Source organism: Micromonospora fluostatini (genome assembly GCF_050410825.1).
In the GTDB taxonomy this organism is placed as follows: Bacteria; Actinomycetota; Actinomycetes; order Mycobacteriales; family Micromonosporaceae; genus Micromonospora; species Micromonospora rosaria.
In genome coordinates this window covers 1,105,991-1,132,226 of sequence record NZ_CP191251.1, presented here as the reverse complement: position 1 = coordinate 1,132,226, position 26,236 = coordinate 1,105,991, and the positions used below count along the sequence as shown (strand labels likewise).

Below are 26,236 nucleotides of genomic sequence, written 5' to 3'. Positions count from 1 at the left end.
GTCCGCCCCGGCCGGGCCGCCAGCGGCGCGACCCGTGCCGGGCAGCGGACCCGGTCAGCCGTCGGCGGCCAGGGCCGTGACCGGGCTGATCCGGGCCGCCCGCCGGGCCGGGAGCAGACCGGCCAGCGCGGTCGCCGCCGACAGCGCCGCGACCACCAGCAGCAACTGTCCGACCGGGAGGACCACCGGCGCGTCCGCGCCGAGCGCCCGTACCGCCAGGCTGCCGTACGGCAGGGCCAGCAGCAGGCCGAGCGCGGCGCCGATCACCCCGTACAGGCCCGCCTCCACCGTCATCATCAGCCGCAGCCGGCCCTGGGCCATGCCGACCGCGCGGAGCAGGCCGGACTCGCGGGTCCGTTCCACCACCGACAGCGAGGTGGTGGTCCCCACCCCGACCACCGCGACGACGACGGTCAGGCCCAGCAGGGACAGCATCACCGCCACCACCGCGTCCAGGCTCCCGCTGAGGTCGTCGCGCTCGTCCGCCAGGACCGTCAGGTGCGCGTCGGGTCCGCCGGCCGCGCGCAGCGCCTCGACCGCCGCCGTCCGGTCCCGGTCCCGGTCACCGGCCACGTCGGCGAGCAGCGCCGTCGGTTCCGCCGGCATCCCGAGCCGGTCCAGGTCCCCGGGGTGCACCAGCGAGCCGGCGTTGACCGGGGTGTTGTCCAGGGTGCCGGCGACCACCAGGTCCACCGACCGGTCGCCCCGGGTGAGGGTGACGGTGTCCCCCGGACCGACCCCCGCCGCCCTGGCCACCGCCGTGAGCAGCACCACCCGGCCGGGGCCCAGCTCCGCCACGCTGCCGGTGGTGGCGTGGAAGTCCGGCCAGGTGGCCAGGGCCCGCAGGTCCACGTCGGCGGTGTCCAGTCCCTCGATCCGGACCTCGTCGACCCGCACGTCACGGACCGCCCGGAAGGGCACCACCCGGGTCAGCTCGTCGGCGGCGCGGACCCGGTCCAGCGCCCCGATGGGCAACGGCACGCCGCTGCCGACGCTGCCGTGCAGCTCCAGATCGGCGGGGGCGGTCCCGGCCAGCTCCCGGTCCAGCAGGTGCCGCAGCGAGGCGTTGCCGACCAGGACCCCGGCGACCAGGGTGACCCCGAGCGCGACCACCACGCTGACCGCCGCCGCCCGGCGCGGCGCGCCACCGACCCCGCCGACCGCGAGCCGGCCGAGCGGGCCGAGCCGGCGCAGCGGCCAGCCCACCGCCGCCAGCACCGGCCGGACCAGCACCGGGCCGAGGGCGACCAGCGCGCCGTAGCCGAGGGCGCCGGAGAGGACGACCAGCAGCAGCGGTCCACGCGCGTCGTACGCCTGCGGTTCGGTACCGGGCAGGCGGGTGACCACCAGGGCGGCGACGGCCACCGCGCCGGCCAGCAGCAGCCCGCCCAGCCCGGCGCGCAGCCGGGGCACGCCGCTGCGTCCGGCGGTGGTGTGGGCGGTGCGCAGCGCCTCCAGCGGGGCGACCCGGGCGGCGGTGACCGCCGGGGCGAGCACCGCGCCCACCGTCAGCAGCATGCCGCCCAGCACCACCGCGACCGCCGCGCCGACCGGGTGTCCGGGGGCGACGACCTCGACGCCGGCCAGGCCGGCCAGCGGCGGCAGGAGCAGACCCAGGGCGTACGCGAGCGCCACGCCGGCCACGCCGGCGACCAGTCCGGTGAGCGCGCCCTCGGTGACCAGGGCCCGGAGCAGCGCGCCCCGGTCGGCGCCGACGGCACGCAGCAGGGCGAGCTGCCGCATCCGCTGGGCGAAGACGATCCGGAAGGTGGAGGTCGCCACCAGGGCGGCGGCCACCACGGTGACCGCGACGAACATGCCGATCAGGGCGAAGAGCCGGTCGACGTTGTCGCTGACCGCGTCGAGCTCCGCCTGGCGGATCTCCGCGCCGGTGGCGATCGACGGGGCCGGCGCGTCGGTGGTGCCCGCCGTGGCCCGCTGCAGCGCGGTCAGCGCCGTCTCGGGGTCGGTCCCGGCGGCCAGCCGCACGTCGATCCGGGTGGCCCAGTCGTCGACGAGGCGCAGCATCGCCGCGTCGGTGGTGTAGGCCGCCGCGCCGTCGTCCTCGGGGGCCTCGACCACGCCGACCACCCGCAGGGTGACCGGCGGCGCCGCGTCCGGTCCGGTGGTGACCGGCTCGACGCGGACCGTGTCGCCGACGTCGAGCCGCGACCGTTCGACGGTACGGCTGGTCACCGCGATCTCGGCGCTGCCGCTCGGGTAGCGGCCGGCCGTCACCCGGACGGTGGCCAGCGGGCCGGTGCCGGGGTCGGCGGTGACCGTGAGCAGCCGGCCGTCCCCGGCCACCGGGGTGGTCACGGCGAGGCGGGCCACCGCCTCGGCGACCTCCGGCAGCCCGCGCAGGGCGTCGAGGTCGGGCCGGGTCGCGCCGGTCTCGTGGCCGACCACGTAGTCGACGGCGGCGGGGGTGCCGGCGAAGTGCGCCGTCACGGTCCGCTCGGTGCTGCGGGCCGCCAGCACCGTGCCGAAGGTGACGAACGCCGCGATGATCATCGCCAGCCCCATCAGCAGGACCCGCCGGGGCCGGCGGATCCCGTCGATCACCTGGGTCCGCAGGACGGTGGTGCGCCGGCTCACCGGGGCACCGCCAGGTCGTGCAGCGCGCCACTGATCGTCGCCCGGTCCGGTCGGTCCAGGTCACCGGCGATCCGCCCGTCGGCGAGCAGGACAACCCGGTCGGCGTACGCGGCGGCGGCGGGGTCGTGGGTGACCATCACCACCGTCTGTCCCCACTCCCGCACGCTGGTCCGCAGGAACGACAGCACCTCCGCCCCGGAGTGCGAGTCCAGGTTCCCGGTCGGCTCGTCGGCGAAGACCACCTCCGGGGCGGTGACCAGGGCCCGGGCCAGGGCGATGCGCTGCTGCTGCCCGCCGGAGAGTTCGCTGGGCCGGTGCCGGAGCCGGTCGCCGATCCCGAGCACCGCCACCACCCGGGCGTACAGCGCCGGGTCGGGGGCGCGGCCGGCGAGGTCCAGCGGCAGGCGGATGTTCTGCTCGGCGGTGAGCTGCGGCAGCAGGTTGAACGCCTGGAACACGAAGCCGAGCCGCTCCCGCCGGACCCGGGTGAGCACCCGGTCCGGTTGCCGGGTCAGGTCGGTGCCGCCGAGCAGCGCCCGGCCCGAGGTGGCGGTGTCCAGCCCGGCCAGGCAGTGCATCAGGGTCGACTTGCCGGAACCCGAGGGCCCCATGATGGCGGTGAAGGCGGCCCGGCCGAACCCGACCGTGACCCCGTCGAGCGCCCGGACGGCGGTCGCTCCCGTGCCGTACACCTTCACCAGGTCGACCGCCGCCACGGCCGTCGTCGGCGACTGCGCCCCGGCGGGGTCGCCGTGCTGCATCCTCATCGTTCCTCCACGTCTGCGGTGACGTCGACGATCGTGGCCGGGGCCCGGCCCCCGGCACATCCGCCCACGGGCAGGTCCGGAGGCGGCGACTCTGACTTTCGGCCGATCCGGGTGCCGGCCGGTGGTGGCTACCGTTGGCGGACGATGACGGAGACCATGCAGCGCTGGTGGGGGCGGGCCGGGACGGCCTTCGCCCTGGTCGGTCTGGGCGTGGTGGGGCTGTTCGAGCTGACCTACGGGCGGATCCTCGCCGACGGCCACCTGCTCGATCCGGTCCTCCTGGTCCGGGGCCTGCTGGCGGTCCTCGCCGCCGGGGTGTGGCTGGCCGCCGGACGGCTCGGCCCCACGTGGCTGCCCGTCGCGGCCGGCGCGGTCGCCGTCGTCTCGGCGGCCGTCAGCCTCGGGCCGTACCTCCCGCTCCGGGCCCTCGTCGTGCCGGACGTCCGGTACGGCGGCGGCCCGTCCACCTTCTGGGGTCTGCCCGAGTCGGTGGCCCTGCTCGGCGTCGTCTTCGCCCTGGCCCGGACCGCCCGACCGGTGCCCGCGTTGCTGGCCATCACGGTCACCGGTGGCGCCCTGACCGTGATGCCGCTGCGCAGCGGCACGGACTACGTCTTCCTGTTCGTCGGCATGGTCTACGCGCTGCTCGCCACCGGGGTGGCCGCCGGTGGCATGTACCTGCGCCTGACCGCCGCCGTCCGGGACCGCCAACTCGCCACGGTCCGCGCCGAGCAGCGCGCCGAGTTCGCCCGTGACCTGCACGACTTCATCGCCCACCACGTCACCGGGATCGTGGTGCAGGCCCAGGGTGCCCGGTACGTCGCCGGCCGGGATCCGGGCCGGGCGGTCGAGGCGCTGGAGCGGATCGAGCACGCCGGCGCGGAGACCATGACCGCGATGCGCCGGATGGTGGGGGTGCTGCGGGACCAGGACAGCGCGCCGGACGGCCCGCTGGCCCCGCTCGCCGGTGTCGGCGACCTGCCGGAGCTGGTGGACCGGTTCACCACCGCCGGGCCGGTGCGGGTCCGGCTGCACACCGAGGGGGTCCTCGACGACCTGCCGGTGGAGGTGAGCTCCTCGGCGTACCGGGTGGTGATGGAGGCGCTGACCAACGTCCGGCAGCACGCCCGGGGGGCCCGGCGGGTGGACGTCTGGCTCAGCCGTACCCCGGACCGGCTGCTGGTCCGGGTGGTCGACGACGCACCGGCGCAGCGGGCGTCCCGGCGCGGCGGGCAGGGGTTCGGGCTGGCCGGGCTCGCCGAGCGGGTCGCCGCCACCGGGGGCCGGCTGCGCGCCGGGCCGGGCATCGACGGCGGCTGGACCGTCGACGCGGAACTGCCGCTGCGGGAGGGTGACGCGGACATGCCGCTACCGGAGGGTACGGTGCCCCGGTGATCAGGGTGATGGTCGCCGACGACCAGGCGATGGTGCGGACCGGCTTCGGGATGATCATCGGGGCGCAGCCGGACATGGAGCTGGTCGGCGAGGCCGGCGACGGCGTCGAGGCGGTCGAACTGGCCCGGCGGACCCGCCCGGACGTCGCCCTGCTCGACATCCGGATGCCGCGGCTGGACGGCCTGGCGGCGCTGCGGCTGCTCACCGGCCCGACCGCGACCCATCCGACCCGGGTGGTCGTGGTCACCACCTTCGACCTGGACGAGTACGTGCACGCCGCGCTGCGCGACGGCGCCTGCGGCTTCCTGCTCAAGGACTCCGGCCCGGCCCTGCTGGTGGAGGCGGTCCGGGCCGCCGCCAGCGGCGACGCGCTGATCAGCCCCTCGGTCACGGTCCGGCTGCTGCGGCACCTGAACCCGCCGCAGACGCCGGCCGGCGCGCCCGAGGGCGGCCTCTCCCCGCGCGAGCTGGAGGTGGTGCGGCTGGTGGCCCGGGGCGCGACCAACGCCGAGATCGCCGGGCGGCTCTACATCTCGGTCGGCACCGTCAAGACGCACCTGGGCAGTGTCCAGGCCAAGCTCGACGTCCGTAACCGGGTGGAGATCGCCGCCTGGGCGTGGGAACGCCGCCTGGTCGACTGACCGGCGCCCCGGGCGGGACGGGACGCCGGCACCGTCGTCGGGCCGACCGGCCGGGCAGGCGGTGGGTCAGGGTGCCTTGCGGATCAGCGAGTCGCCGAGGACGAGGAAGTCCAGGTCCATCGACCGGAACGCGGCGAGCGCGTCGGCGGTGGTGTTGACGATGGGCTCCCCCTTGTCGTTGAACGAGGTGTTGAGCAGGACCGGCGGTGCCCCCCGTCGGTCCAGGACGTCCAGGATCGCCCCGACCGCCGGCGCGTCGTCTCCGTGCAGCACCTGGGGCCGGGTGGTGCCGTCGACGTGCACCACCCCGGGGGCGACCGTCCGGCCCAGCTCGGTGACCCGGGCGGCGCCCAGCATGTACCGGCTCAGGTGCTCCTGGCCCGCCCAGAGCCGGGCGCCGTAGTCGGCGCGGGTCACCCCGGCGAACGGGCGCCACGGCTCCCGGTGCTTGATGGCGTTGACCCGTCCGTTGACCTCCGCCTGGTACGGCAGGGCGATGATCGAGCGGCGGCACAGGGCGCGCGGGCCCACCTCGGCCCGGCCCTGGGCGACGGCGCCGACCCGGCCTTCGAGCAGCAGCCCGACCACCTCGTCGACGTCCAGGTCGGTGGCGGTGAGACCGGACAGGTCGACCGGCGCGCCGGCGCCGCCCCGGGGCGGGCCCGCCACGTCCATGCCCAGGTACGGGCTGAGCGGCCCGGTGCGCCGGAGCGGCGGGCGGACCGTCCAGGCGGCGCCGAGCGCGACCCCGGCGTCGTGCGGCACCGGTGGCACGTACACCGGGCCGGGCAGGCCGCCGTTGGTGGTGCAGTTCAGCGCCACCCCGCCACTGAGGCAGAGGGCGTCCACGCCCGCCGCCGTACGGGCCAGCGCCGCCAGGTGACCGACGGTCTCCTCGACGATCCGCTGGGCGGTGTACGCCACCGCGACGGCCCGGGGGTCGTCGGCCAGCCGGTCACCGGGCACGATCGGGCCGTCGGCGCGCACGAGCGCGCAGTAGCGCTGTCGCCAGGCGGCGACGGTGGCGCGGTACTGCCGTTCGACCTCGTCGGCGGTGGCCGGTCCGTCGTCGTGCCCGGCGGTCCGCACGGCCAGCCGGAACCCGTCGCGGTCCAGCTCGACCAGGGGGTCCACGGCCAGCCCCCGGGCCCGCCCGTACGCGGCGAGCCCCATGGTCTTGCCGGCGTTGAGGAAGGAGAAGCCCAGCCACGTCGACGCGGCGTCGTAGGCGTACCCGAGGGAGGCGCTGCGCGGCCAGCTCCGCTCCAGCCGGGGCTCCTCGCCGTCGGCGAAGGTCCAGATCGTCGAGGACTCGTTCTCCCCGTTGCCGTCCACCACGACCACGGCGGCGCGGCGGAACGGCGAGGCGTGGAACGCCGACGCGGCGTGCGCGAGGTGGTGCGGCACCTGCACCACCTCGGGGGTCCGGCCGCCGAAGTCCAGGCCGACCGCGTGCGACAGCAGCTCCGCGTCGGTGGCGAAGCGGTGCGGGTAGAGCTGCTCGCCGTCCCAGCCGATGGCCACCACGTCGATGTCCGACGGATCGATGCCGGCCTGGTCCAGGCAGAACCGGACGGCGCCGGCCGGCTTGCGGAACAGCGAGTGCCGACGCCGGTTGATGCGCTCCTCCTCCGCGAAGGCGACCACCTCACCGGCGCCGTTGACCAGACACGCGGCGGTGTCGTGCCAGCCGGTGGGTGGCGCGTTGACCCCGAGGACCCACATGGCGCTGCCTCCCTCTCCATCCCCTGGTTTCACGGCCACCGTTGAACGACCAGGACCGCGTTGTGCCCGCCGAACGCGAAGGAGTTGGTCATCGCGCGGCGTACCGGGTGCTCCCGGGGCCGGTCCCGGACGAGGTCCAGCTCCGGGTCCTCCGGCTCGTCGCAGTTGATCGTCGGCGGGATGCGGCCGGTCCGGACCGTGTGCACGGTGGCGACCAGCTCGGCGGCCCCGGCGGCGCCGAGCATGTGCCCGGTCATCGACTTGTTGGCGGTGATCGGCACGCGGGTGGCGTGGTCGCCGAAGACCCGCCGGATCGCCCGGACCTCCACGCTGTCGTTCAGCCGGGTGCCCGTACCGTGCGCGTTGACGTGGTCGACGTCGGCCGGGCCGATGCCCGCGTCGGCCAGCGCCGCCGCCATCGCCCGGCCGCTGCCGAGCCCCTCGGGCTGCGGCGCGGTGAGGTGGTACCCGTCGGTCGTCGCCCCGTACCCGGTCAGCTCCGCCAGGATCGTGGCGCCCCGGTCCCGGGCGTGCCCGGCCTCCTCCAGCACGAGAACGGCCGCGCCCGCGCTCATCACGAACCCGTCCCGGCCGGTGTCGAAGGGCCGGCTGGCCCGCTGCGGGTCGTCGTTGCGGCGCGACAGCGCCCCCGCCATCGCCGCCGCGCCGACGTCGAGGACGGTGAGCGGGGCGTCCGCGCCGCCGGCCAGCATGACGTCCGCGACACCGGCCCGGATCAGCCGCATCGCCTCGCCGACGCAGGTGGTGCCCGTCGCGCAGCCGGTGGCCACCGACATCGTGGGGCCCTGGATCCGGTACCGCAGGGCGATCTCGTTGACCGCGTGGTCCTGCCCGCTGACGGCGAAGAAGTGCGGGCTGACCGCCCGGTGTCCCCGCCGCTGCGACGCCAGCGCGCCGTCCACGCAGAGCTGGGTGGGGCCGACCGCCGTGCCGACGAACGCGCCGGCCCGGGGCCCGAGGTCGCCGTCGGCCGGCAGCCCGGCCTGCGCGACCGCCTGCGCCGCCGCCGCGATCGCGTACTGGGCGTAGGGGTCGATGCGGCGGCTGAGCGTCCGGGGCATGTAGGGGGCCGGGTCGAAGTCGTGGATCTCGCCGCCGATGCGCACCGGCAGCGCCGTCGCGTCGATCCGGCGCAGGGGGCCGATGCCGCTGCGCCCGGCCAGCAGCCCGGCCCAGAACTGCGCGGTGGTCGACCCGATCGGGGACACCACGCCGCAGCCGGTGACCACGACCCGGCGCGGCCCCTGCTCAGTCACCGCCGCGCACCTTCCGGCGGACCGCGTCCAGGTACGGCAGGGCGGCCAGCACCTGGTCCTCGTCGACGCCGAAGTCGACGAGCGAGGCCACCTCGGTCACCCCGATCTCCGCCAGGTGCTCGACGAGGCCGACGCACTTCTCCACCGACCCGAACAGCGCCGACGTGCCGAAGTACCGTTCGAACGCGAAGCTGGACAGCCGGTCCAGGTCGGAGCTGGCCAGCTCGGGCCACTGGTGACGCCACAGGTTGACCGAGGAGCGCAGGTAGCGGACGAAGGGCTCCCGGATGACCTCCCGTACCCGCTCGTCGGACTCGTGCACGAAGGTGTGCAGCATCAGCGTGACGGTGCCCCCGTCCGGGTCGTGGCCGGCCGCCCGGCGGGCCTCCCGGTACGCCTGGATCTTGGTGGCGAGCTGGTCGACCCGCTGCACCAGCAGCCCGGTGAGCACGTTCAGCCCGTGGGTGCCGGCGAGCACGAAGGTCTCCACCCCGGACGTGCAGGTCAGCCAGAGCCGCAGGTCCCGCTGGAGGGGCCGGGGGAAGGTCCGGAACTCGGTGTCCTGGCCCTCGCCGTTGGGCCGGGTGATCGGGGTACCCGCCCAGAGGTCCCGCAGCACCGGGATGTTGTCGATCACGAACTGCCGGCGTCCGGCGAACCGGTCGGGGGCGAGCACGAAGTCGTTCGCGATCCAGCCGGTGGCCAGCGCCAGGTCGACCCGCCCGCCGGAGAGGTTGTCGACGAACGCCCAGTCCTCCACCACGGTCACCGGGTCGCGCAGGGGCAGCACCACGCTGCCGGCCCGCAGCCGGATGCGGCTGGTGGACACGGCCAGCGCCGCGGCGGCCAGCGCCGGGTTCGGGTACGAGCCGCCGAAGGGGTGGAAGTGCCGCTCGGGTACCCACAGCGCGGTGAAGTCGTGGCTGTCGGCGAACCGGGCGGTCTGGATGAGCAGGTCGTACTCGCGCGGCGGGTCGGTCGCCTCACGGTTGGCGAAGTAGAGCAGGCTGAAGTCCATCGGTCCCCCGAAGGTGCGCTCGGTCACGGGCCGGGCTCATCCGGAGCCCCAGGTCTGGCCGGCCTCCTTGATCCACTGCTGGAGCGGCAGGTCGGCGGCGGAGGTCAGCACGGTCGCGGCCCGGCGGATGACGGCCAGGAACACCTCGGCGTCGGGCAGGTCCTCCGGGTCGTGGTGCAGTGCCACCTCCAGCCGTCCGCCGCGCAGCGCGAACAGCCGCAGGCCGGTGTTGTGGGGCAGCACGGTGCGCTGGTGGATCGGGTGCGGGCGGGCGGCGGCCAGCTCCTCGTTGGGCAGCGGGACGGCCCGCAGCGGCCCGATCGGGATCGGCCGGGTGGTGGGGTACACGTTGACCGTCACCCGGCGCAGCTCCATCACCGTGTCCAGCGTCGCGTAGTCCACCAGCGCCCGGCTGCGCAGCGGCGGGGCGCCGGCGTTGGCGGCGACGAACCCGGCCACCCAGTCGCCGACCGTGCCGCCCGTCGCGTCGGCGGCGGGCGGACGGGTGATCAGGGTCTCCCACAGCGGGCCGGGCAGCCGCAGGGTGGCGCGGACGCGGCCGTGCCGGTGCGCGGTCACCGGCAGGAACTCCCCGTCGAAGGCGGCGAGCAGCGCGAGGGAGACCGCCGCCTGGAACAGGTGGGCCAGCGACGCGCCGGTGCGGGCGCCGAGGTCGGTCAGCGCCCGTCCCTCGTCGAGCGGGAGCGCCACGAAGTGGTTGCCGGTGGCCTGCCGCTGCTGCCACGGTTTCCACCCGCCGCCGGGGAACGTCACCCGGGGCGGCGGCTCGGCCAGCGCGGGGGCCCAGAACCGGTCCGTCTCGGCGAGGCCGTCGCGGTCCGCGGCCACGCTGCGGGCGTACGCGAGGAACGACGGTGTCCGGGCCGCGCGGGCCGCCTGCGCCGGGTCCCCGTCCAGCAGCGCCTGGTAGACCCGGCCGACCGTGCGCAGGATCGCGGCCATGCTCTGCTGGTCGGCGACGGTGTGGTCGATCGCCATCGCGAGCACGTGCCGGTCGTCGGCCTCCCGGATCAGCGTCACCGCGGCCAGCGGACCGTCCTGCATGTCGATCAGCGGGGTGTAGCTGCGCATCAGGTGCAGGCCGAGCCGGGCCCGGTGCCGGTCGCCCGCGCAGCCGCGCAGGTCGACCTGCTCGACCGACACGGCGGCGGCCCCGTCCTCCGGCACGAACCGGAAGCCGTCGGCGCCGCCGCGCAGCCGCGCGGTGAACACGTCCACCGCCTCCGTCACCAGCCGCAGCGCGGTCCGGAAGTGGTCCTCGTGCAGGTCGCCGTGGAGGTGGAAGGCGTCCCACACCGGGTTGACCGGTGGGCGGCGCGGGTGGCCGGCCTCGTCGAGGGTGGCGCGCAGGCAGAACTCCCGCTGCATGCCGTACGCGGCGATCGGCTCCGGGGTCACGTGCGCCTCCCTGACTCGGCCGCCGTGTCCACGGGTGCCGGTGTGGTCCGGCCGGACCGGGCCGGGCGGGTGCGGCGGGCGGTCACCGGGTCCCCGACAGGGCGGCGGTGGACTCGACGCGGCGCAGCCAGCGGGCGTGCCGGGCCATCCCCTCGGCCGGTCCGACGCGCGGCCGGTAGCCGAGCACCCGGGCGGCCACGGTCAGGTCGGCGGCGGTGGCCGGCACGTCACCGTCGCGCTCGGGCAGCCGGTCCAGCCGGACCGGTCGCCCCGTCACCCGTTCCACCAGGTCCACCACCTCGGTCATCGGCACGCTCGCGCCGCCGCCGACGTTCACCGTCACCGAGCGGGGCGGCGCGCCACCGGGCGCGCTCCGGGCGGCCGGGCCGCCGGCGGTCAGGTCGGCCGACGCGGCGGCGACGGTCGCGGCCACCACGTCGGAGACGAAGGTGAAGTCCCGCCGGTGGCTGCCGTCGCCGTAGAGCGGGAACGGCTCGCCGGTGGCGGCGGCGGTCAGCAGCCGGCCGATCGCCATGTCCGGCCGCTGGCGGGGCCCGTACACGGTGAAGTAGCGCAGCGCGACGACGGTCGTCGGGTGCCCGGGACGCGCGGCGTACGCGTGGCACAGTTGCTCCCCGGCCAGTTTGGACACCCCGTACGGCGAGGCCGGGGCGGTCGCCTGGTCCTCCCGGCTGGGGCCGCCGACCAGCCCGTACACGCTGGACGAGGAGGCGTAGACCAACCGCCGGACGGACCCGGCCAGGCACGCCTCGGCGACCCGTTGGGTGCCCAGGACGTTCGTCTCGGCGTACCGGCGGAAGGCGTCCCAGGAGGGGCGTACCCCGGGGATGGCGGCCAGGTGGAAGACGGTGTCGCAGCCCTCGACGGCCGGTGCCAGGTCGTCGGTGGTGATGTCGGACAGCAGCGGGGTGTAGCCGGGGCGGGCGGGCGTGGCGGCGGGGCCGGCCGGCCGGTGCCCGTCGGGGGCCCGCAGGTCCAGCCCCACCACGTGGTGCCCGTCGGCCAGCAGGGCGTCGACCAGGTGCGAGCCGATGAACCCGGCCGCGCCGGTCACCAGGACCCGGGACCTCGGCGGCAGCCCGTGCCCGGGGTGTCGGTCAGCCATCGGTCAGCTCGCGTGCCGGCGGCAGAGCGCGGACAGCCGCGCCGCCCCGGCGGGGTCGTCCACCAGGGTGGGCAGCGTGGCCAGCAGGTCGTGGTACTCGTCGCGCTCGGGTCGGGCGGCGGCGCCCGGCCCGATGAAGCTGTAGTTGAGGTAGTAGCGCACGCTGCCGTGCGGGCTGGGCGGGCGCATGTGCCAGGTGGCGGAGTTGACCACGGCCACCGTCCCGGCGCCGCCGACGACGGTGACGTCGTCCGGTCCCACCTCGAAGCCGTACCGGTTGGGGTGGTGCCGGGGCACCCGGGCCGTGTGCGTGTCGGGGCGCAGCACCAGCGGGCCGTTGTCGGCGGTGAGGCCGGCGGGGTAGATCATGACGTGCACCATGGCGGTGTCGGACCGGCCGTCCCAGGGCTGGTCGCTGTCGTAGTCGTGGTGCCAGGCCTTGCCCTCGCCCCGGGTCAGCCGCATGCCGTTGGCGTGGTGGAACAGGTAGGTGTCGCCGAGCACCGGCCGGACCAGCGGGTCGAGCACCCCCTCGGCGAGCAGCCGCAGGAACGGCGGGTGCGGCATGAGCCGCTTGCGGCCCGGCTCGGTGCTGGCCAGGTCGTCGAGGCCGGCGCGCAGCCGGTCACACCACTGCGGCGGCAGCCAGTCGGGTGCCACGACGTACTCGCGGGTGGCGGCGCCTCCCCCGTGGGTGCCCATGTTCTCTCCTCTCCGCGCCCGGGTCACCGCGCGCTGATGCCCGCCTGGGTCAACACCTCGGCCGCGCCGCTGCGCTCCAGCGCCCCGGAGACCAGGTGCCGTGCCCACGGGTCGGACTTGTTCTGGGCCAGGTGCAGGATCGCGGCGTCGCGGTACGCCCGTTCGTCGAGGTGCCCGGTGCCGACGGGCACCGGCACCAGGTGCCCGGCCATGAAGTTCCACCGCACCGGCATCTCCTCGACGCGCAGGTCGTGGCGCAGCTCCCACATCGTCAGCCAGAAGCCCAACTGGTCGCGCGGGATCATCACGCCGGCCGCCGCCATCGGCAGCATCGCCCGGTAGTGCCGCAGCCACCGGTCGGCGATCCGGCGCAGGGCCGGTGCCGAGCCGAGCAGGATGCCGCTGTTCCAGCAGTGCATCTCGTCGAGCGCGGCGGCGGGCAGGCGGACGCCGAAGGTCCGGTGCACCAGCTCCAGCACGCCGGCCCGGTCGATGTCCGGGTCGGTGAAGTAGAGCCGCCGGTCCCCCCAGAGGGTCGGCGCGACGGGCCGGTTGAGCAGCGAGTACAGGTCGACCCCGGGGCCCAGTTCGGTGGCCATCAGCCCGATGTCGGCGCGGACGATGGTGTCCGAGTCGAGGTACAGGTGCTGCGCGGTGCGGGCCCGCGCCATCGAGGTGATCTTGACAATCCGGGACCGGATCGACTCGGCGTCGGCCGGCCGGGCGCCGGCCAGGTCGTCCGGGCCCACCGGCACCACCTCGACGTCGACGTCGAGCAGGTCGGCGAGGCGGGTGAGCACGGGCGAGGGCTCGTCGGCGAAGACGGTGACCGGCACGGACCGGTTGTGCTCGCGCAGCGAGGCGATCGCCGCCGCGACGTACGGCAGGAAACCCGCCGTGGCGGTCAGTGTCACCCGGAACGCCGCCGGGGTGCCCGCCGGGCTCACGCCGTCCACCTCATCGGACCAGCCCCTCTCGCTCGTCGGTCGCCCCCGCGTCGTCCGGGCCGGTCACCTGGCGGACCGATCCGGCGTCGGCGTTGGAGTAGCCGCCCATGTAGTAGTCCAGCGTCGCCCGCTGCGAACAGGTCACCGGCACGCCCTGGCGGACCAGCTCGATGCTGAAGGCCAGGTCCTCGGTGTAGCCGCGGCGTCGCCGCCAGGACGGGTACCGGGTCGGGAACGGGATGCGTGCGTGCAGGTCGCGGCGGACCAGGTACTCGCTGGTGTCCACCCGGGTGATCGGGATGCCGGCCGCCCGCAGGGTGTCGCGCACCACGTTGGACCCCGGCTCCAGCACGCCCCACCCGACGAGCTGCCGGTACGACTCGGCCCGCTGCTGCGGATCGGGGTGCCAGGGATCCTCCCCGTCCGGCACGAACGGCCGGCCGTCCTCGGTGAGCAGCCGCCGCCAACTGTGTGCCACCTGCGCGCCCGGCTCGGCGGCCAGCGCGTCCACCAGGGAGCGCAGGTGCTCCGGGTGGTAGGCGTTGTCGTCGTCGAGCTGCGCGACGTACTCGCCGCTGGCCAGCCCGATGCCCTCGTTGCGCAGCCGGGCCAGCCGGGCGGGCAGGTACTCCCCGTCGTCCGCCGAGCCGTGGACCACCCGGAGCACCGCCGCCGGGAACTGTCGCCGCAGCGACTCGCCGGCCGCCGGGTCGCCCAGGTACGGGCAGTCGTCGCCGAGCACGATGTGCTCCACCCGGACGCCGCGCTGGGCCACCACGGACGCCATCGCGCGGCGCAGTTGGCGGGGCCGGTCGCGGGTGAGCGTCACGACGCTGACCAGGGGCGGGGATGTCACGGCGGCCCCCCGGCGGGTGACACCCGGACGAACGACCGGGTGAAGGCGAGCACCGGCACGGCCATCAGCAGCGTGATCAGCACCGCCGACCAGCCCAGCCCGAGCAGCCCCACGGCGGGCGCGCCGCCGATGAACCCGATGGCCACGAACAGGTCCGTCAACGGGACCAGGCCGGCGTAGTACCGGCCCATGTGGGAGGCGGGCAGCCGGCGTTGCACCTCGGCGAAGAAGACCACCGTGGCCACCGACTCCAGCACGCCCGCCACGAAGGTCAGCCCGATCAGCACCACCACCGAGCCGGCCAGCGGCATCACCAGCCAGCACAGCCCCTCCACCACGTTGGCGAGCAGGTAGAGCCAGCCGGCGGGGAGGCGACCGAGCCGCCCGCCCAGCAGGCCGCCGAGCACCCCGCCCACGCCCATGGCGGCCAGCGCGTACGCGAACGCGCCGGAGTCCGGCCACCGCTCGGTCTCGAAGGCGGTCAGGAACACCCGCCCCAGGCTGACCGCGGCCACGTAGGTGAAGGCCGTGACCGTCAGCGCCAGCATCAGCCGGTCCCGGCGGACCAGCCCGGCCAACTCGCGGGGGCTGGTGATCAGCACCCGGCGGACCAGGTCCCAGGCGACCCGGCCGACGGACCGGCGTCCGCCGGTCGGCGCGGGCGCGTCGCCCGGTCCCGCCGGGGGCGACCCGGCGGCCGCGTCCGGGCGGGGCACCGGCGGCAGGCCCAGCAGCAGCACCGCCGCCAGCACGGCGGTCACCGCCTCCACCCCGAACAGCCAGCCGATGCCGGCGAAGGCGACGATCGGTCCCGCCGTGGCCGGGCCGAGGAAGCTGGTCAGCCGCTCGCTGGTCACCAGCAGGCTGTTGCCGCGTAGTTCGCTGCCGCTGGGCATGACCGCGGGCCGCAGCGCCATCCGGGTGGGCACGCCGAACATGAAGGACAGCCCGACGAGGAACGCGAGGACCTGGATCTGCCACATCGCCGTGGTGAACGGGAACAGCGCGACCACGGCCGCGCTGGCCAACGCGCTGTAGACCGCGACGCGGCGCGGATCGTACCGGTCGGTGATGTGGCCGACGGCCGCGCCGAGGAAGATGTTGGGCAGGAACCGGATGCCCAGCGCCAGGCCGACGTCGAGGCCCAGGCCGTACCGGTCGAGCACCAGCAACGGCAGGCCGACGGTGGTCATCCCGGTGCCCAGCCGGAGCAGGAACAGCGACAGGGTCAGCCGGACGAACGGGCCGTTGCGCAGCAGCGACCGGGTGGTCAGGTCCGGGGGCGCGTCGGCGTGCCGGGTCATCGGGCCGCCCCCGTCGCGGCCGGCGCCTGCACCTCGACGTGCCCGGGATGGGCCCCCGGGTCGGCCAGGTGGGCCGGGTCGCGCAGCGTGTGTTCGCCGTCGGCCACCTCGACCAGCCCGGCCTGGGTGAAGACCGTGCGGGCCGGCTCGTTGCGGGGCGTGCGGACCACCAGCCCGCGCAGGCCGGCGTGCGCGCGGCCGGCCGCGCGGACCGCGGCGACGAGGAACGGTACGGCCACGTCCAGGCCGAGCACCCGACAGCTCACCGCCATCGCGGTGACCGTCTCCCCCTCCAGCACCAGCGCCCCGGTCAGCCCGTAGTCGGCGAAGCGGTCGCGCACGGTGAGCGCGAAGACGGCGGCGTCCGGGCGGTCCAGCAGGTGGCGCACCTGGGCCTCGGTGAGCGGGCGGGCCGTGGTGGTGAACTGCGTGGTCCGGCTGAACAGCTCCGCCAGGCGGGCCGCGTCGGCGGCGACGGCGGGCCGGACGGTGAGCCGGATCCCCAGCTCCCGCAGGAAGTCGGCGCGGTCGGCGGCGCGCGCCTCGACCGCCTGGCGGGCCAGCACCGCCCGGGTGGTGTCCGACCGGGCGGCCCCCTCCGGGGTGGACCAGGGCACCTCGCAGCGCGGGTCGCTGAGCAGCAGCCGGCGGAAGTCGGCCACCGGCGCGTCGAGGACGTGCACGTCCGGCAGGGCGTGCCGGATCTCGGCCCGCTCGACCGGGTGGTCGTCGAGGACGAGGACCTGGTGGTGGGCGATGCCCAGGTCGGCGCAGAGCGCGGCGAGGTTGGCCGACTTGGGCTGCCAGTTGATCCGGTGGGCGACGAAGTCGTCCGGCCCGAGCGGCAGGCCCGCCGCGTGCTGCCGCCACAGCCCCAGGGTGACCTCCTCGGTGCCCTTGCTCAGGCTGACCAGCAGGATGCCCCGGTGCCGCAGGATCCGCAGCGCCTGGTGCAGGCCCAGGTGCAGCCAGCGACTGGTGGTGTCCCGGTCCAGCCAGCCGAACCCGTCCTCGGCCGCCACCGAGGGCCACAACGTGCCGTCCAGGTCGACCGCGACGCACTTGATCCGGTCGGCGCCGGTGTGCAGCAGGTACAGCGCGACGTACTCCTCGGCCAGCAGGTCGCTCAGCGGCCCGGTCTGGTGTGGCTGCTCCACGGCCGGGTCGACCGCGCCGCCGTGGTGCGCGTACGGGAACACCAGGTCGTCGAGGAGGTGGGCGGCGCCGTGCCGGGCGGCCAGCGCCTGCTCGTCGACGACGAGCACGGTGGGGTGCGCCTGGGCGCACCGGTCCAGTTCGCTGTTGACCGCGTACACGATGTCGCGGACGTTGACCGGCTGCCGGAAGTCGGTGCGCCCGAACGGGGAGACGGCCGGCGCGGCGACGTTGTGCACCAGGACGGGGCGGTCACCCGCGGCCCGCGCCAGCTCCGTCACGGTCGTGCGCAGCACCCGGACCAGGGCGGTCAGCCGCCGTCGCCGGTCGTCGCCTGAGCGGTACGGGCCGTCGTCCCACAGGGGTGCCAGGAAGTGGATGGTGGTCGGCTGGAAGACGATCAGGTCCACGTCGTCGAGGGGCTGGTCCCGCCAGGAGTCGGGCCACCGGTGGGTGGTCCGCACGTCGAGCCCCCGCCGGGCGGCGGCGCGGACCAGGGAGTCCTCGGCGAACTGGAGCACACAGCCGCCGATCAGCAACACCCGCAGGGGGCGCGGCGCTCCGGGCCCGGCGGCGGCCAGGTCGGCCACCCGCAGGGGGTTCGGCTGGACGTACCGCGCGGACGCGGCGGCGGCGAGCGGGCCGCCGGACGGCGCGGCGGGTGACCGGCCGGCGTCGTCGGGCGTGGTCGCCGGCAGGTGACCGGTGGCGGCCCCGGGCGACCGGGTGCCGGGTGGGGGCGGCGCGGCGCAGGCCAGGCCGCGCGACAGCAGCAGGGACAGCAGCCGCTCCCCGACGCCGGGCCGGGGCAGCAGGTCGTCGAATTGCGCGACCGAGTGCGGGGCCCGGGCGAGCGCGGCGCACGCCGCCGCCAACTCCTGGTCCACGCACAGCCGATCGTCGGCCCGACTGAGCTCCACGTAATTACCCGCGTCCGCGCTGACCGTCGCAGGATGCAGGAGGTATCTGCGGTCGGACATGCCCCCGTTTTCTGACTCAATATGCATTGTCTTACCTGGATTCGCACGACTGTCAGCGCCGACCGCCGGTCGACCACCCGACCGACCCTAGCAAACGATCACCCCTGGAGAAAAGGCTTTCCCGTCGATCCGGGACGAGCACCACTGAGGACTGACGCAGACATCGATCGTCATGCTACTCTCCGAGCATCGGGTGATCGGCGACACTTTTAATCGACTTCAACGGACACTCAGTAATGCAATGACATTGACTACTGTCGCCCAATCAGGCGGTGTTTTTCGGCGCGGGGGAACCGGGAGTGGTCGCAGCGCGCGGTATTCACGCACTGGCCAGGGGCATTGTCGATAACCTCCCGGAAGGTTGATCATGACAAGGTGGAGCACACTGCTGCTCGACGAAGCGCGACTCGACGACCTGCCCCACGTCCCCGTCTCCGAGATCCTGCGACACCGCGAGGCGCTGGCGACGTACCGGCCGTCGCCGGCCAACCTCTACGAGCGCTGGGAACGGCAGCAGTGGCGGGCCGAGGACATCCCGCTGGAGCCGGACCGGGACCGGTTCGACCAGCTCGCCGAGGGCCACCGCCGGTACCTGACCGCCACGATCCACACCTTCATCGTGGGCGAGTACACCGGCCTGGACCTGCTCGGCCCGATCCTGGCCGGCGCCCCCGCCGAGGCCGACCTGCTCTTCCTGGGCACCCAGGTCGCCGACGAGGCACGGCACACCCGGCTGATGCTGCGGCTCGGCACCGAACTGCTCGGCCTCGACCTGGACACCCGCCGGCTGCTGGACGAGGCGTGGCTGGCCGTCACGCCGGCCCACCGGCGCCTGGCCGCCCTGGAGACCCGCATCGTCACCGACCTCCAGGCCCACCCCGGCGACTACCGGCGGTGGCTGCGGACGGTCACGCTCTTCCACCTCATCACCGAGGAGGTGCTGGCCGTCGCCGGGCAGACCGCCATGATCCGCCTGCTCAAGCAACTCCCCGGGCTGCCCGGCCTCACCACCGCGTTCATCGCCATGACGCGGGACGAGTCCCGGCACGTCAACTACGGGATCCACACCCTGCGCGAGGCGGTGGCCGCCGGGTACGCCGACGAGATCAGCGAGACGATCGAGGAGGCCGCCACGCTGACGGTGTGGATCGACGCGGTGGACGCCCCGACCCGGGCGCAGGCCCGACACATCCAGGCCAGCGCGCAGCTCTGCGCCCGGCGGCTGGGCCGCGCGATGCGCCGGCTGGACCTGCCCGAGCCGTACGTCGAGCACGTCACCCGCCGCGCCCTGGCCGCCGAGCCGCAGGAGGCGATCCGGTGAGCCCGGTCCGCCGTACCGACCTCGACCTGCTGGCCATCGACGTGATCCGCCGCAACCACGACGCGCTGCTGGACGCCCTCGTGCAGGTCGCCACCCACAGCGCCGCCGTGGACGAGATCCGCCGGTCCATCCGCGCGCTGGCCGGGGCGCAGTGGGAGCTGGCCCAGAACCGCCCCGCCGAGCGGGACCAGCTCATCGTCTTCCTGCCGTCGAACAACGTCCTCTACTCGTACGTGCTGTTCGGGCTGGTCCCGGCGCTGTACTGCCGGGAGGTGGTGGCCCGGCCGTCCAGCCGGGTGGCCTCGACGACCGCGGCGGTGCACCGGATCCTCAGCGCGGACCCGGCGATGCCCCGCCCGACGCCGGTGACGCTGGCGCACGCCTCCCAGCGGGAGTTCCTCACCCGGCACCGCGACGCCGACGTGGCCGTCTTCACCGGGCAGCCGGCCAACGCCGACAGCGTGGCCGCCAGCCTGTCCCCGCAGACCCTGCTGCTGACCTTCGGCTCCGGGCCGAACCCGGTGGTGGTCGGCCCGGACGGCGACCCGGAACAGGTCGTGCCGGACCTGCTGCGCGCCCGGCTGTACAACTCCGGTCAGGACTGCCTCTGCCCCGACGTGGTCTTCGTGCACCGCGCGGTGGCGGCCGAGCTGACGGAGCGGCTGGTCCGGTCGGTCGGGCGACTGGCCGTGGGTCCCCGCGCCCGGCCGGACACCGTCGTGTCGGCGCTGACCTACCCGGACGTCCTGCCCCCGCTGGAGCAGTACCTGGAGCAGCACGCCCGGTACGTGCGCAGCGGCGGGCGGGTGGACCGGGACCGGCTGCTCGTCGAGCCGACCGTGCTGCTGCGGCCGTGGACGGCCGACGTCCAGCCACCCGAGTTCTTCGCGCCCGTCTTCGACCTGGTCGAGTACGACCACGCCGGGCAGATCCGGGCCTGGCTGGAGTCGGCCCCGCAGCGGCGACGCGGCATGTACGTCTCGGTGTACGGCGAGACCGGCCTGCCCGACGGGGTGCTCGGCACCAGCGTGGTCCTGTCGGGGGTGACCACCCTCGACGTCGAGGACGGCAACCGGCCGTTCGGCGGGTACGGCATCGAGGCCAACTCCGTGCGCCGGGGCGACCTGGTGTCGGCGCGTCCCCTGCTGCTCTCCGCCGAGCTGGGGCCGGCCGGGCAGGCGCTGCGCGCCCGACCCTCCGGTGCGGTGCTCCATGCCTGAGCCGACACCGACGCGGACACCGTCCACCGCCGCGCCCCCGCCGGCCGGCGCGCCGCCAGCCGACCCGCCGCCGGTGGCCCGCGCCGGGGCCGGTCCGGTCGTCGTGCTCGCCCGGTCGACCGGTGCCACCGGGGCGCTGCCGGACCCGGTCGAGCCCGCCGGGGCCGGCGACCCGGTGACGACGGCCCGTCACCCGGGCTGCGCCACGGCGCCGGAGCTGGTGCACCGGGTGCTCGGCAGCGTGCTGGCGCACCTGCCACCGGGCCGGCGGACCGGTGTCGCGCTGGTCTTCGCGGCCGACGCGTACTGCGCCTGGGCCGCCGACCGGTACGCGGGGCGGTGCCGGGACACCAGCCGACGGCTGCGCCCGTCGGACTCGATCCGGTTGGAGACCGCCGAGCTGCTGCGGACCTTCGACGCCGGCGCCGGCTGGCCGGGGGACGCGGTGATCCTGGCCGGCGCCGACGCCCACGGGCCCGCCGCCCGGGCCGCCGTGGCGGCCCTGCGCCGGATCCGCTCGCCGCTGGTGCACTGTGAGCTGCGGGCCGCCGCCCCGGCCCGTACGCCCGCCCCGGCCGGTGCCGACGCGCCCGCCGGCACCGTCCGGGCCGCCGACGACAGGGCAGCGGCCGGTGACGGGACACCGGACTTCGTGGCCACCGCGACGCTGTGGGGACGGCAGCCGTGACCGCCGGACCCACCACCGCCGCCGCCGGGGAACCGACCGCCGCTGCGCCAGCCGACGCCGCCCCGGCACCCGCCGCCGGGCCGGCCTGGGCCGTGCTGGCGGACACCCTGGCCCGCGCCGGGTGCCGGGCGGTCTTCGGCCTGCCCACCGACGAGCCGGGCCTGCTCGACGCGGCCGAGGCGCATCCCGACCTGACCGCCGTGGCCGTCGCCGACCAGCGCGTCGCGGCCTGCGCCGCCGCCGGCCACGCGCTGACCTCCGGCGCGCCGGCCGTCCTCGCGCTGACCACCGGCCCGGCCTTCGTCAACGCGCTGGCCGGGCTCTCCGAGGCCGCCAGCCTCTGCGCGCCCGTGGTCGTGGTGACCACCCGCGCCCCCGGTGCCCAGCTCGGCCGGGGCGCCTTCCAGTACGTCGACCAGGCGGCCATGGCCGACCCGCTGCTGACCTGGTACACCCTGGTGGAACGGCCCGACCGGCTGGTCTGGGCCGTCCGCCGGGCGGTCGCGCTCGCGGTCGCCGGCCGACCGGGGGTGACCGTCGTCGAGGTCACCGACGAGGTGGCCCGCGAGGTCGTCGACCCGGCCGGGGAGCCGGTCGCACCGGCCCGGCGGCTGGTCGCCGTCCCGCCCGCCGCCGACCTGGACCGGGCCGCCCGGCTGCTGACCGGGGCCCGGCTGCCGGTGATCCTGGCCGGCGGCGGCACCCGCTGGGGTGACCAGGCCGCCGCCGTGGTGCGCCTCGCCGAGCGGTTGCACGCGCCGATCGTCACCACCGCCGCCGGTCGCGGGGTGGTCGACGAACGGCACCCGCTGTCGCTCGGCTGCGCCGGCCTGTACGCCACGCCCCCGGTGGACGCGCTGCTGGAGAGGGCCGACGTGGTGCTGGCGCTGGGCAGCCGGCTGGAGGAGACCGTCCGGATGGACTGGCCGGGCCTGTCCCGGGCCGCGCTGGTGCAGGTGGACCTGGACGTACGGGCCTTCGACGCCGGCGTACCCCCGGCCCTGGCCCTGCTCGGCGACGCCGGGGCCACCGCGGCGGCGCTGGCGGACCGGATCGCCGACGACGACGTCGACGCGGTCGACCGCGCCGACCGCGCGGCCCTGCTGCGCGACGTCCGGGCCGGTGCCACCCGCACGGTCGCGGACCAGCTCGACCGGTCGCCGGTGCGCCGGGCGCTGCGCGAGGTCGCCGCCGTCTACGGCGACCGGGTGGTCTGGGTGCACGAGAACGGCCTGCACGACATCTGGAGCTACCACCGGCCCGCGCTGACCGTGGCGGCGGGCGCCACCGTGGTCTGTCCCGGCGAGCAGACCATGATGGGCTTCGGCGTCGCGGCGGCGATCGGGGCCGCGACGGCGGCGCCGGAGCGCCCGGTGGTGGTGCTCGCCGGGGACGGCGCCGTGCAGCTCAGTGTCAACGCGCTGCCGACGGCCGCCGCCCGCCGGCTCGGCATCACCGTGCTGATGTTCGACAACCAGGGCTTCGGCTGGCCCCGGCACCTGCGGGCGCTCGCCGGCGAGCCGCCCGGGCCGGCCCGGTTCCCGACGCCCGTGCCGGTGCTCGACTGGGTGCGGGCCTGCGGCGGGTGGGCGGCGGACCTCGCCGTCACCCCCGACCTCGGCGCGGTGCTGCGCGAGGCCCACGCGGCGGCCGGGCGGGGCGAACTGGCCCTGGTCCGCGTCCCGGTGCCGGACACCGACGTGCCGGTGGGGGTACGCCGGCTGCTCGGGCCACCGCAGGACGGCGGGTAGCCCGGATGGAACGCGGACGGCTGCACCTGGACGGGGAGCCGGTGCCCGAGGCGACGCTGGCGGCCCTGGTCCGGCAGTGCGCGGCCGAGGCCGCCGACGCCGGCGTCGGGCCCGGCCACGCGCTGGGGGTCGCCGACGAGGAGCCGCTGAGCACCGTGGTGGCCGCGCTCGCGGCCGACCGCCTCGGCGCGCCGCTGCACCTCGGCGGGTCCGCCCCGACCGGTGCCGGGCCCGCGCGCCACCTGCCGGTCGCGGCCCGGGTACGGACCGACGCCGGGCGGACGCGGACGCAGCCGGTACCCCTCGACCGGGCCGCCGGCCCGCTGCCCGAGCAGGCCGGTTACCTGTTCACCACCTCCGGCAGCACCGGCGACGTCAAGATCGTGGTGCACAGCCCGGCCGCGATGCGCTACCAGGTCCGGGCCACCGCCGCCCGGCTGGGATACGACCCGTCCGACGCGCTGCTGCTGCCGCTGTCCCCCCGCCACGCCTACGGCTTCAGCGTGCTGGCCCAGTGGATCGCCGGCGGGCCGGACCTGTTCGTGGAGAGCCGGTTCAGCGTCGACCTGGTCGCCCGCCGGCTGGCCGAGCACCGGATCACCACCCTGGACGGCGTACCGGCGATGTACCGGCTGCTGCTGCGCCAGGCCCGCCACTGCCCCGCGCTGCGGGCGGACCTCGCCGCGCTGCGGGTACGCGGCTGCGGCGGCGACGTGCTGGCGCCGGGGCTGCGGCACGAGTTCGCCCACCGGATCGGTGGGGCGCTGCACGACGGCTACGGGCTGACCGAGGCGGGGCCGAACGTGGCGCTCACCGGCCCCGACGAGCCGGCCACGGCCGGGGTCGGCCGGCCGCTGGACGGCACCCGGGTCCGGCTGGGCGCCGACGGCGAGGTGCTCGTGCACAGCCCCAGCGTCATGCTGGCCTACCTCGCCGATCCGCAGGCCACCGCCGCGCACCTGGTGGACGGCTGGCTGCACACCGGGGACCTCGGCGAGATCGACGCCGCCGGCCGGCTCACCATCACCGGCCGGCGGCGGGAGATCATCAACGTGTACGGGCGGACGTACGCGCCGGTGCTGCTGGAGGACGCGCTCGTCGACCAGCCCGGCGTGCTGGAGGCCGCCCTGGTCGGGCTGCCCGGTGCGGACGCCCGGCGGGGGGACCGGGTGGTGGCGTACCTGGTGCTGGAGCCCACGCCCGACCCGGTGGACCGCGCCGGGCGGGCCTGCCGGGCCGCGCTGCCCCCGGCCCTGCGCCCGGCCCGGGTCACCGTCGTGCCCCGGCTGCCCCGGCTCGCCTCCGGCAAGCTCGACCGGCGCACGATCCGCGCCTGGGCGCTGGCGGGGACGGTCGACCCGGCGGAGGTCGGACCCGGTGACCGGTGAGGTGGCGATCGCCGGGCTCGGCCTGGTGACCGCGTTCGGGCCCGGCGCGCAGCGCTACTGGCGTGAACTCTGCGCCGGCCGCAGCGCCCTGCGGCCGGCCACCCGGCCCGGCTACGGCGTGGTCGGCCAGGTGCCCGTCGACGACCCGGCCGCCCCCGACCCGGACGAGCCCCGCAAACTCCGGTACGCCGAGACCGCGCTGCGCGAGGCGCTGGCCGGGGCCGGGCTGTCCGCCGTACCGCCGGACGCCGTGGTCGTGGCGGCCAGCCAGGCACCGCCCGCCCCGGAACGCGCCGACCGGCCGGCCGGGATGCGGGAGTTCACCGGCCCGGACCTGACCGCGCGGCTGCCGCCCACGGTGCCCGTCTGGTACGTCTCGCACGCCTGCGCGTCAGCGGCCTTCGGGCTGCTGCTGGCGCGGGACCTGGTCCGCTCCGGGCACACCGGCACCGCCGTGGTGCTCGGCGCGCACGTGCTCAACGAGTACGAGCACCGGTCGATGGAGGTCGTCAAGGCGTTGAGCCCGGAGCCGGCCCGGCCGTTCGACCCGGCCCGCGCCGGCATCTCGCTCGGCGAGGGAGGCGGCGCGGTCGTGCTCCGGCCGGCGACCGGCGCGGCCGGGGAGATCGTCGTCGCCGGGGGTGCCACGCGGGTGGCCGGTGCGCTCCCCGCCGCCGCGGCCACCGCCGACCTGGCCGGGTGCATGCGGGCCGCGCTGGCCGACGCGGACGCGGCGCCGCCCGCCGGGGCCGGGGAGCCGGCCCGACCCGACTACGTCCACGCCCACGCCACCGGGACCGCGCAGGGCGACGACGTCGAGCTGGACGCCCTGGGCGAGGTGCTGGCCGACCTCGGCCCCGCCGGCGTGCCGGTCAGCTCGCACAAGGGTGCCGTCGGGCACCTGCTGCACTCGTCGTTCTTCCCGGCGCTCGTCGCCGCGAGCGCGGCCCTGCGGACGGGGACGGCGCCACCGACGGTCGGCCTGGGACGGTCCCGGCGCGCCGGCCCGGCCTGGTTGCCGGCCACCACGGCACCGCTGGCCGGCCGACGGCTGGCTATGGTGAACAGCTTCGGCTTCGGCGGCAGCACGGCCAGCGTGCTGCTGCGGCACCGGACGAGGGGGGTATAGCGTGGCGCGGCTCAGCATCGTGTCGGGTGGAGGTACGGGTATCGGCAGGGCCGTCGCCGAACGCCTGGCCCAGGAGGGGTCCACGGTGGCGGTCCTGGGCCGGCGGGCGGCCGTCCTGGAGCGGGCCGCCGCGGAGATCAACGAGACGGTGGGCGACGAGCGGGTCGTCCCGTACCCGGTGGACCTCACCGTCGCCGACGAGGTCGCCGAGGTGGCGAGCCGACTGCGGGAGCGGGGCGACGCGGTGGACGTCCTGGTCGCCAACGCGGGCGGCAACGCCGGGCGGCGGCACACCGGCCCCGGGCTGGACGCCGAGGTCGCGGCCTGGCGCGCCGACTTCGAGGCCAACGTCGTCACCTCGGTGCTGCTGGTGGAGGCGTTCCGGGCGGACCTGCGCCGTCCCGGCGGCGCGGTCGTGCTGCTCGGCTCCGTGGCCGCGTACCGGCCCACCGGCTCGTACGGGGCGGCGAAGGCGGCCGTGCACGCCTGGACGTACACGCTGGCGACCCAACTGGGCGGCGACGGGATCACGGTGAACACGGTGGCCCCCGGCTTCATCCCGGACACGGAGTTCTTCGGTGACCAGATCACCCCGGAGTTCCGGCGGTCCCGGGTGGACGCCACACCGCTGGGCCGGCCCGGTACCCCCGAGGAGGTGGCTGCGGCGGTGGGTTACCTCGCGTCGCCGCAGGCACGGTTCACCACCGGCCAGATCATCCAGGTCAACGGCGGCATGGTGTACGGGCGCGGCTGACCGGGTGCACGGGGCCGGGTGGCCGGCTCACCCGGCCGCCCGTACGGCCCACCGATCGGTGGGTGCAGTCGACCG

At 76.2% G+C, this 26,236-nt stretch carries 21 protein-coding genes; 9 read left to right on the top strand and 12 right to left on the bottom strand.

The annotated features are described in order from the left end of the window. Positions 1 to 54 precede the first annotated feature (54 nt). Positions 55 to 2,598 (bottom strand): FtsX-like permease family protein, encoded by a 2,544-nt coding sequence (locus ACQUFX_RS05120; RefSeq protein ID WP_428964862.1) that lies wholly within the window; start codon positions 2,596 to 2,598, stop codon positions 55 to 57. Continuing rightward, positions 2,595 to 3,359, bottom strand: coding sequence for an ABC transporter ATP-binding protein (locus tag ACQUFX_RS05115; protein WP_428966867.1), 765 nt, complete (start codon positions 3,357 to 3,359; stop codon positions 2,595 to 2,597). Before ACQUFX_RS05115 ends, ACQUFX_RS05120 begins: the two co-directional genes overlap by 4 nt. A 150-nt stretch (positions 3,360 to 3,509) precedes the next feature. Here ACQUFX_RS05115 and ACQUFX_RS05110 point away from each other — a divergent pair, with 150 nt between their 5' ends. Next, positions 3,510 to 4,760, top strand: a complete 1,251-nt coding sequence (locus ACQUFX_RS05110; protein WP_428964861.1) for a sensor histidine kinase — start codon at positions 3,510 to 3,512, stop codon at positions 4,758 to 4,760. Further along, positions 4,757 to 5,401, top strand: a complete 645-nt coding sequence (locus tag ACQUFX_RS05105; RefSeq protein WP_428964860.1) for a response regulator — start codon at positions 4,757 to 4,759, stop codon at positions 5,399 to 5,401. Before ACQUFX_RS05110 ends, ACQUFX_RS05105 begins: the two co-directional genes overlap by 4 nt. Before the next feature lie 66 nt (positions 5,402 to 5,467). Here the strand turns inward: ACQUFX_RS05105 and ACQUFX_RS05100 are convergent, their stop codons facing one another. From ACQUFX_RS05100 to ACQUFX_RS05055, 10 genes are all read right to left on the bottom strand, one after another. Further along, positions 5,468 to 7,126: a carbamoyltransferase C-terminal domain-containing protein gene (locus tag ACQUFX_RS05100; protein ID WP_428964859.1), complete on the bottom strand. Its 1,659-nt coding sequence runs from the start codon at positions 7,124 to 7,126 to the stop codon at positions 5,468 to 5,470. A 29-nt stretch (positions 7,127 to 7,155) separates the two neighbouring features. After that, on the bottom strand, positions 7,156 to 8,403 hold the full coding sequence (locus ACQUFX_RS05095) for a beta-ketoacyl-[acyl-carrier-protein] synthase family protein (protein ID WP_428964858.1): 1,248 nt from the start codon (positions 8,401 to 8,403) through the stop codon (positions 7,156 to 7,158). Beyond that, the gene (locus ACQUFX_RS05090) at positions 8,396 to 9,448 is read right to left on the bottom strand and encodes a MupA/Atu3671 family FMN-dependent luciferase-like monooxygenase (RefSeq protein WP_428964857.1); all 1,053 of its coding nucleotides are present in this window, start codon (positions 9,446 to 9,448) and stop codon (positions 8,396 to 8,398) included. The genes ACQUFX_RS05095 and ACQUFX_RS05090 overlap by 8 nt, the downstream gene beginning before the upstream one ends. A 9-nt stretch (positions 9,449 to 9,457) precedes the next feature. Next, complete coding sequence (locus ACQUFX_RS05085; RefSeq protein ID WP_428964856.1) at positions 9,458 to 10,840, bottom strand: condensation domain-containing protein; 1,383 nt, start codon at positions 10,838 to 10,840, stop codon at positions 9,458 to 9,460. Positions 10,841 to 10,922: 82 nt separating this feature from the next. Beyond that, complete coding sequence (locus tag ACQUFX_RS05080; protein ID WP_428964855.1) at positions 10,923 to 11,966, bottom strand: NAD-dependent epimerase/dehydratase family protein; 1,044 nt, start codon at positions 11,964 to 11,966, stop codon at positions 10,923 to 10,925. Between the two features lie 3 nt (positions 11,967 to 11,969). Further along, positions 11,970 to 12,668: a phytanoyl-CoA dioxygenase family protein gene (locus ACQUFX_RS05075; protein WP_428964854.1), complete on the bottom strand. Its 699-nt coding sequence runs from the start codon at positions 12,666 to 12,668 to the stop codon at positions 11,970 to 11,972. 23 nt (positions 12,669 to 12,691) lie between these two features. Beyond that, complete coding sequence (locus ACQUFX_RS05070; RefSeq protein WP_428964853.1) at positions 12,692 to 13,615, bottom strand: glycosyltransferase family protein; 924 nt, start codon at positions 13,613 to 13,615, stop codon at positions 12,692 to 12,694. 10 nt (positions 13,616 to 13,625) lie between these two features. Continuing rightward, positions 13,626 to 14,471 carry a glycosyltransferase family 2 protein gene (locus ACQUFX_RS05065; RefSeq protein ID WP_428964852.1) on the bottom strand — a complete coding sequence of 282 codons (846 nt, stop codon included), beginning with the start codon at positions 14,469 to 14,471 and terminating at the stop codon, positions 13,626 to 13,628. After that, positions 14,468 to 15,775 (bottom strand): MFS transporter, encoded by a 1,308-nt coding sequence (locus ACQUFX_RS05060; protein ID WP_428964851.1) that lies wholly within the window; start codon positions 15,773 to 15,775, stop codon positions 14,468 to 14,470. The genes ACQUFX_RS05065 and ACQUFX_RS05060 overlap by 4 nt, the downstream gene beginning before the upstream one ends. After that, positions 15,772 to 17,910: a hypothetical protein gene (locus tag ACQUFX_RS05055; RefSeq protein ID WP_428964850.1), complete on the bottom strand. Its 2,139-nt coding sequence runs from the start codon at positions 17,908 to 17,910 to the stop codon at positions 15,772 to 15,774. Before ACQUFX_RS05055 ends, ACQUFX_RS05060 begins: the two co-directional genes overlap by 4 nt. Before the next feature lie 367 nt (positions 17,911 to 18,277). On the opposite strand from ACQUFX_RS05055, the gene ACQUFX_RS05050 reads away from it, so the two are divergent. From ACQUFX_RS05050 to ACQUFX_RS05020, 7 genes are read left to right on the top strand one after another with little or no spacing between them, the layout of a single operon-like run. Then, positions 18,278 to 19,231 (top strand): ribonucleotide-diphosphate reductase subunit beta, encoded by a 954-nt coding sequence (locus ACQUFX_RS05050; RefSeq protein ID WP_428964849.1) that lies wholly within the window; start codon positions 18,278 to 18,280, stop codon positions 19,229 to 19,231. Further along, the gene (locus tag ACQUFX_RS05045; RefSeq protein WP_428964848.1) at positions 19,228 to 20,451 is read left to right on the top strand and encodes an aldehyde dehydrogenase family protein; all 1,224 of its coding nucleotides are present in this window, start codon (positions 19,228 to 19,230) and stop codon (positions 20,449 to 20,451) included. The genes ACQUFX_RS05050 and ACQUFX_RS05045 overlap by 4 nt, the downstream gene beginning before the upstream one ends. Beyond that, on the top strand, positions 20,444 to 21,139 hold the full coding sequence (locus tag ACQUFX_RS05040; protein WP_428964847.1) for a hypothetical protein: 696 nt from the start codon (positions 20,444 to 20,446) through the stop codon (positions 21,137 to 21,139). Before ACQUFX_RS05045 ends, ACQUFX_RS05040 begins: the two co-directional genes overlap by 8 nt. After that, positions 21,136 to 22,890 (top strand): thiamine pyrophosphate-binding protein, encoded by a 1,755-nt coding sequence (locus tag ACQUFX_RS05035; RefSeq protein WP_428964846.1) that lies wholly within the window; start codon positions 21,136 to 21,138, stop codon positions 22,888 to 22,890. Before ACQUFX_RS05040 ends, ACQUFX_RS05035 begins: the two co-directional genes overlap by 4 nt. Positions 22,891 to 22,895: 5 nt before the next feature. Beyond that, positions 22,896 to 24,278, top strand: coding sequence for a class I adenylate-forming enzyme family protein (locus tag ACQUFX_RS05030; protein ID WP_428964845.1), 1,383 nt, complete (start codon positions 22,896 to 22,898; stop codon positions 24,276 to 24,278). Then, positions 24,268 to 25,407 (top strand): beta-ketoacyl synthase N-terminal-like domain-containing protein, encoded by a 1,140-nt coding sequence (locus tag ACQUFX_RS05025; protein WP_428964844.1) that lies wholly within the window; start codon positions 24,268 to 24,270, stop codon positions 25,405 to 25,407. The genes ACQUFX_RS05030 and ACQUFX_RS05025 overlap by 11 nt, the downstream gene beginning before the upstream one ends. A gap of 1 nt (position 25,408) precedes the next feature. Next, complete coding sequence (locus ACQUFX_RS05020; RefSeq protein WP_428964843.1) at positions 25,409 to 26,161, top strand: SDR family NAD(P)-dependent oxidoreductase; 753 nt, start codon at positions 25,409 to 25,411, stop codon at positions 26,159 to 26,161. Positions 26,162 to 26,236 lie beyond the last annotated feature (75 nt).

What these genes read in the sequence shown, in the direction of transcription:
- ACQUFX_RS05060 (WP_428964851.1), bottom strand. Translation starts at nt 15,775, where the DNA reads ATGACCCGGCACGCCGACGCGCCCCCGGACCTGACCACCCGGTCGCTG.
- ACQUFX_RS05030 (WP_428964845.1), top strand. Translation starts at nt 22,896, where the DNA reads ATGGAACGCGGACGGCTGCACCTGGACGGGGAGCCGGTGCCCGAGGCG.
- ACQUFX_RS05110 (WP_428964861.1), top strand. Translation starts at nt 3,510, where the DNA reads ATGACGGAGACCATGCAGCGCTGGTGGGGGCGGGCCGGGACGGCCTTC.
- ACQUFX_RS05100 (WP_428964859.1), bottom strand. Translation starts at nt 7,126, where the DNA reads ATGTGGGTCCTCGGGGTCAACGCGCCACCCACCGGCTGGCACGACACC.
- ACQUFX_RS05055 (WP_428964850.1), bottom strand. Translation starts at nt 17,910, where the DNA reads ATGTCCGACCGCAGATACCTCCTGCATCCTGCGACGGTCAGCGCGGAC.
- ACQUFX_RS05080 (WP_428964855.1), bottom strand. Translation starts at nt 11,966, where the DNA reads ATGGCTGACCGACACCCCGGGCACGGGCTGCCGCCGAGGTCCCGGGTC.
- ACQUFX_RS05115 (WP_428966867.1), bottom strand. Translation starts at nt 3,359, where the DNA reads ATGCAGCACGGCGACCCCGCCGGGGCGCAGTCGCCGACGACGGCCGTG.
- ACQUFX_RS05040 (WP_428964847.1), top strand. Translation starts at nt 20,444, where the DNA reads ATGCCTGAGCCGACACCGACGCGGACACCGTCCACCGCCGCGCCCCCG.
- ACQUFX_RS05050 (WP_428964849.1), top strand. Translation starts at nt 18,278, where the DNA reads ATGACAAGGTGGAGCACACTGCTGCTCGACGAAGCGCGACTCGACGAC.
- ACQUFX_RS05075 (WP_428964854.1), bottom strand. Translation starts at nt 12,668, where the DNA reads ATGGGCACCCACGGGGGAGGCGCCGCCACCCGCGAGTACGTCGTGGCA.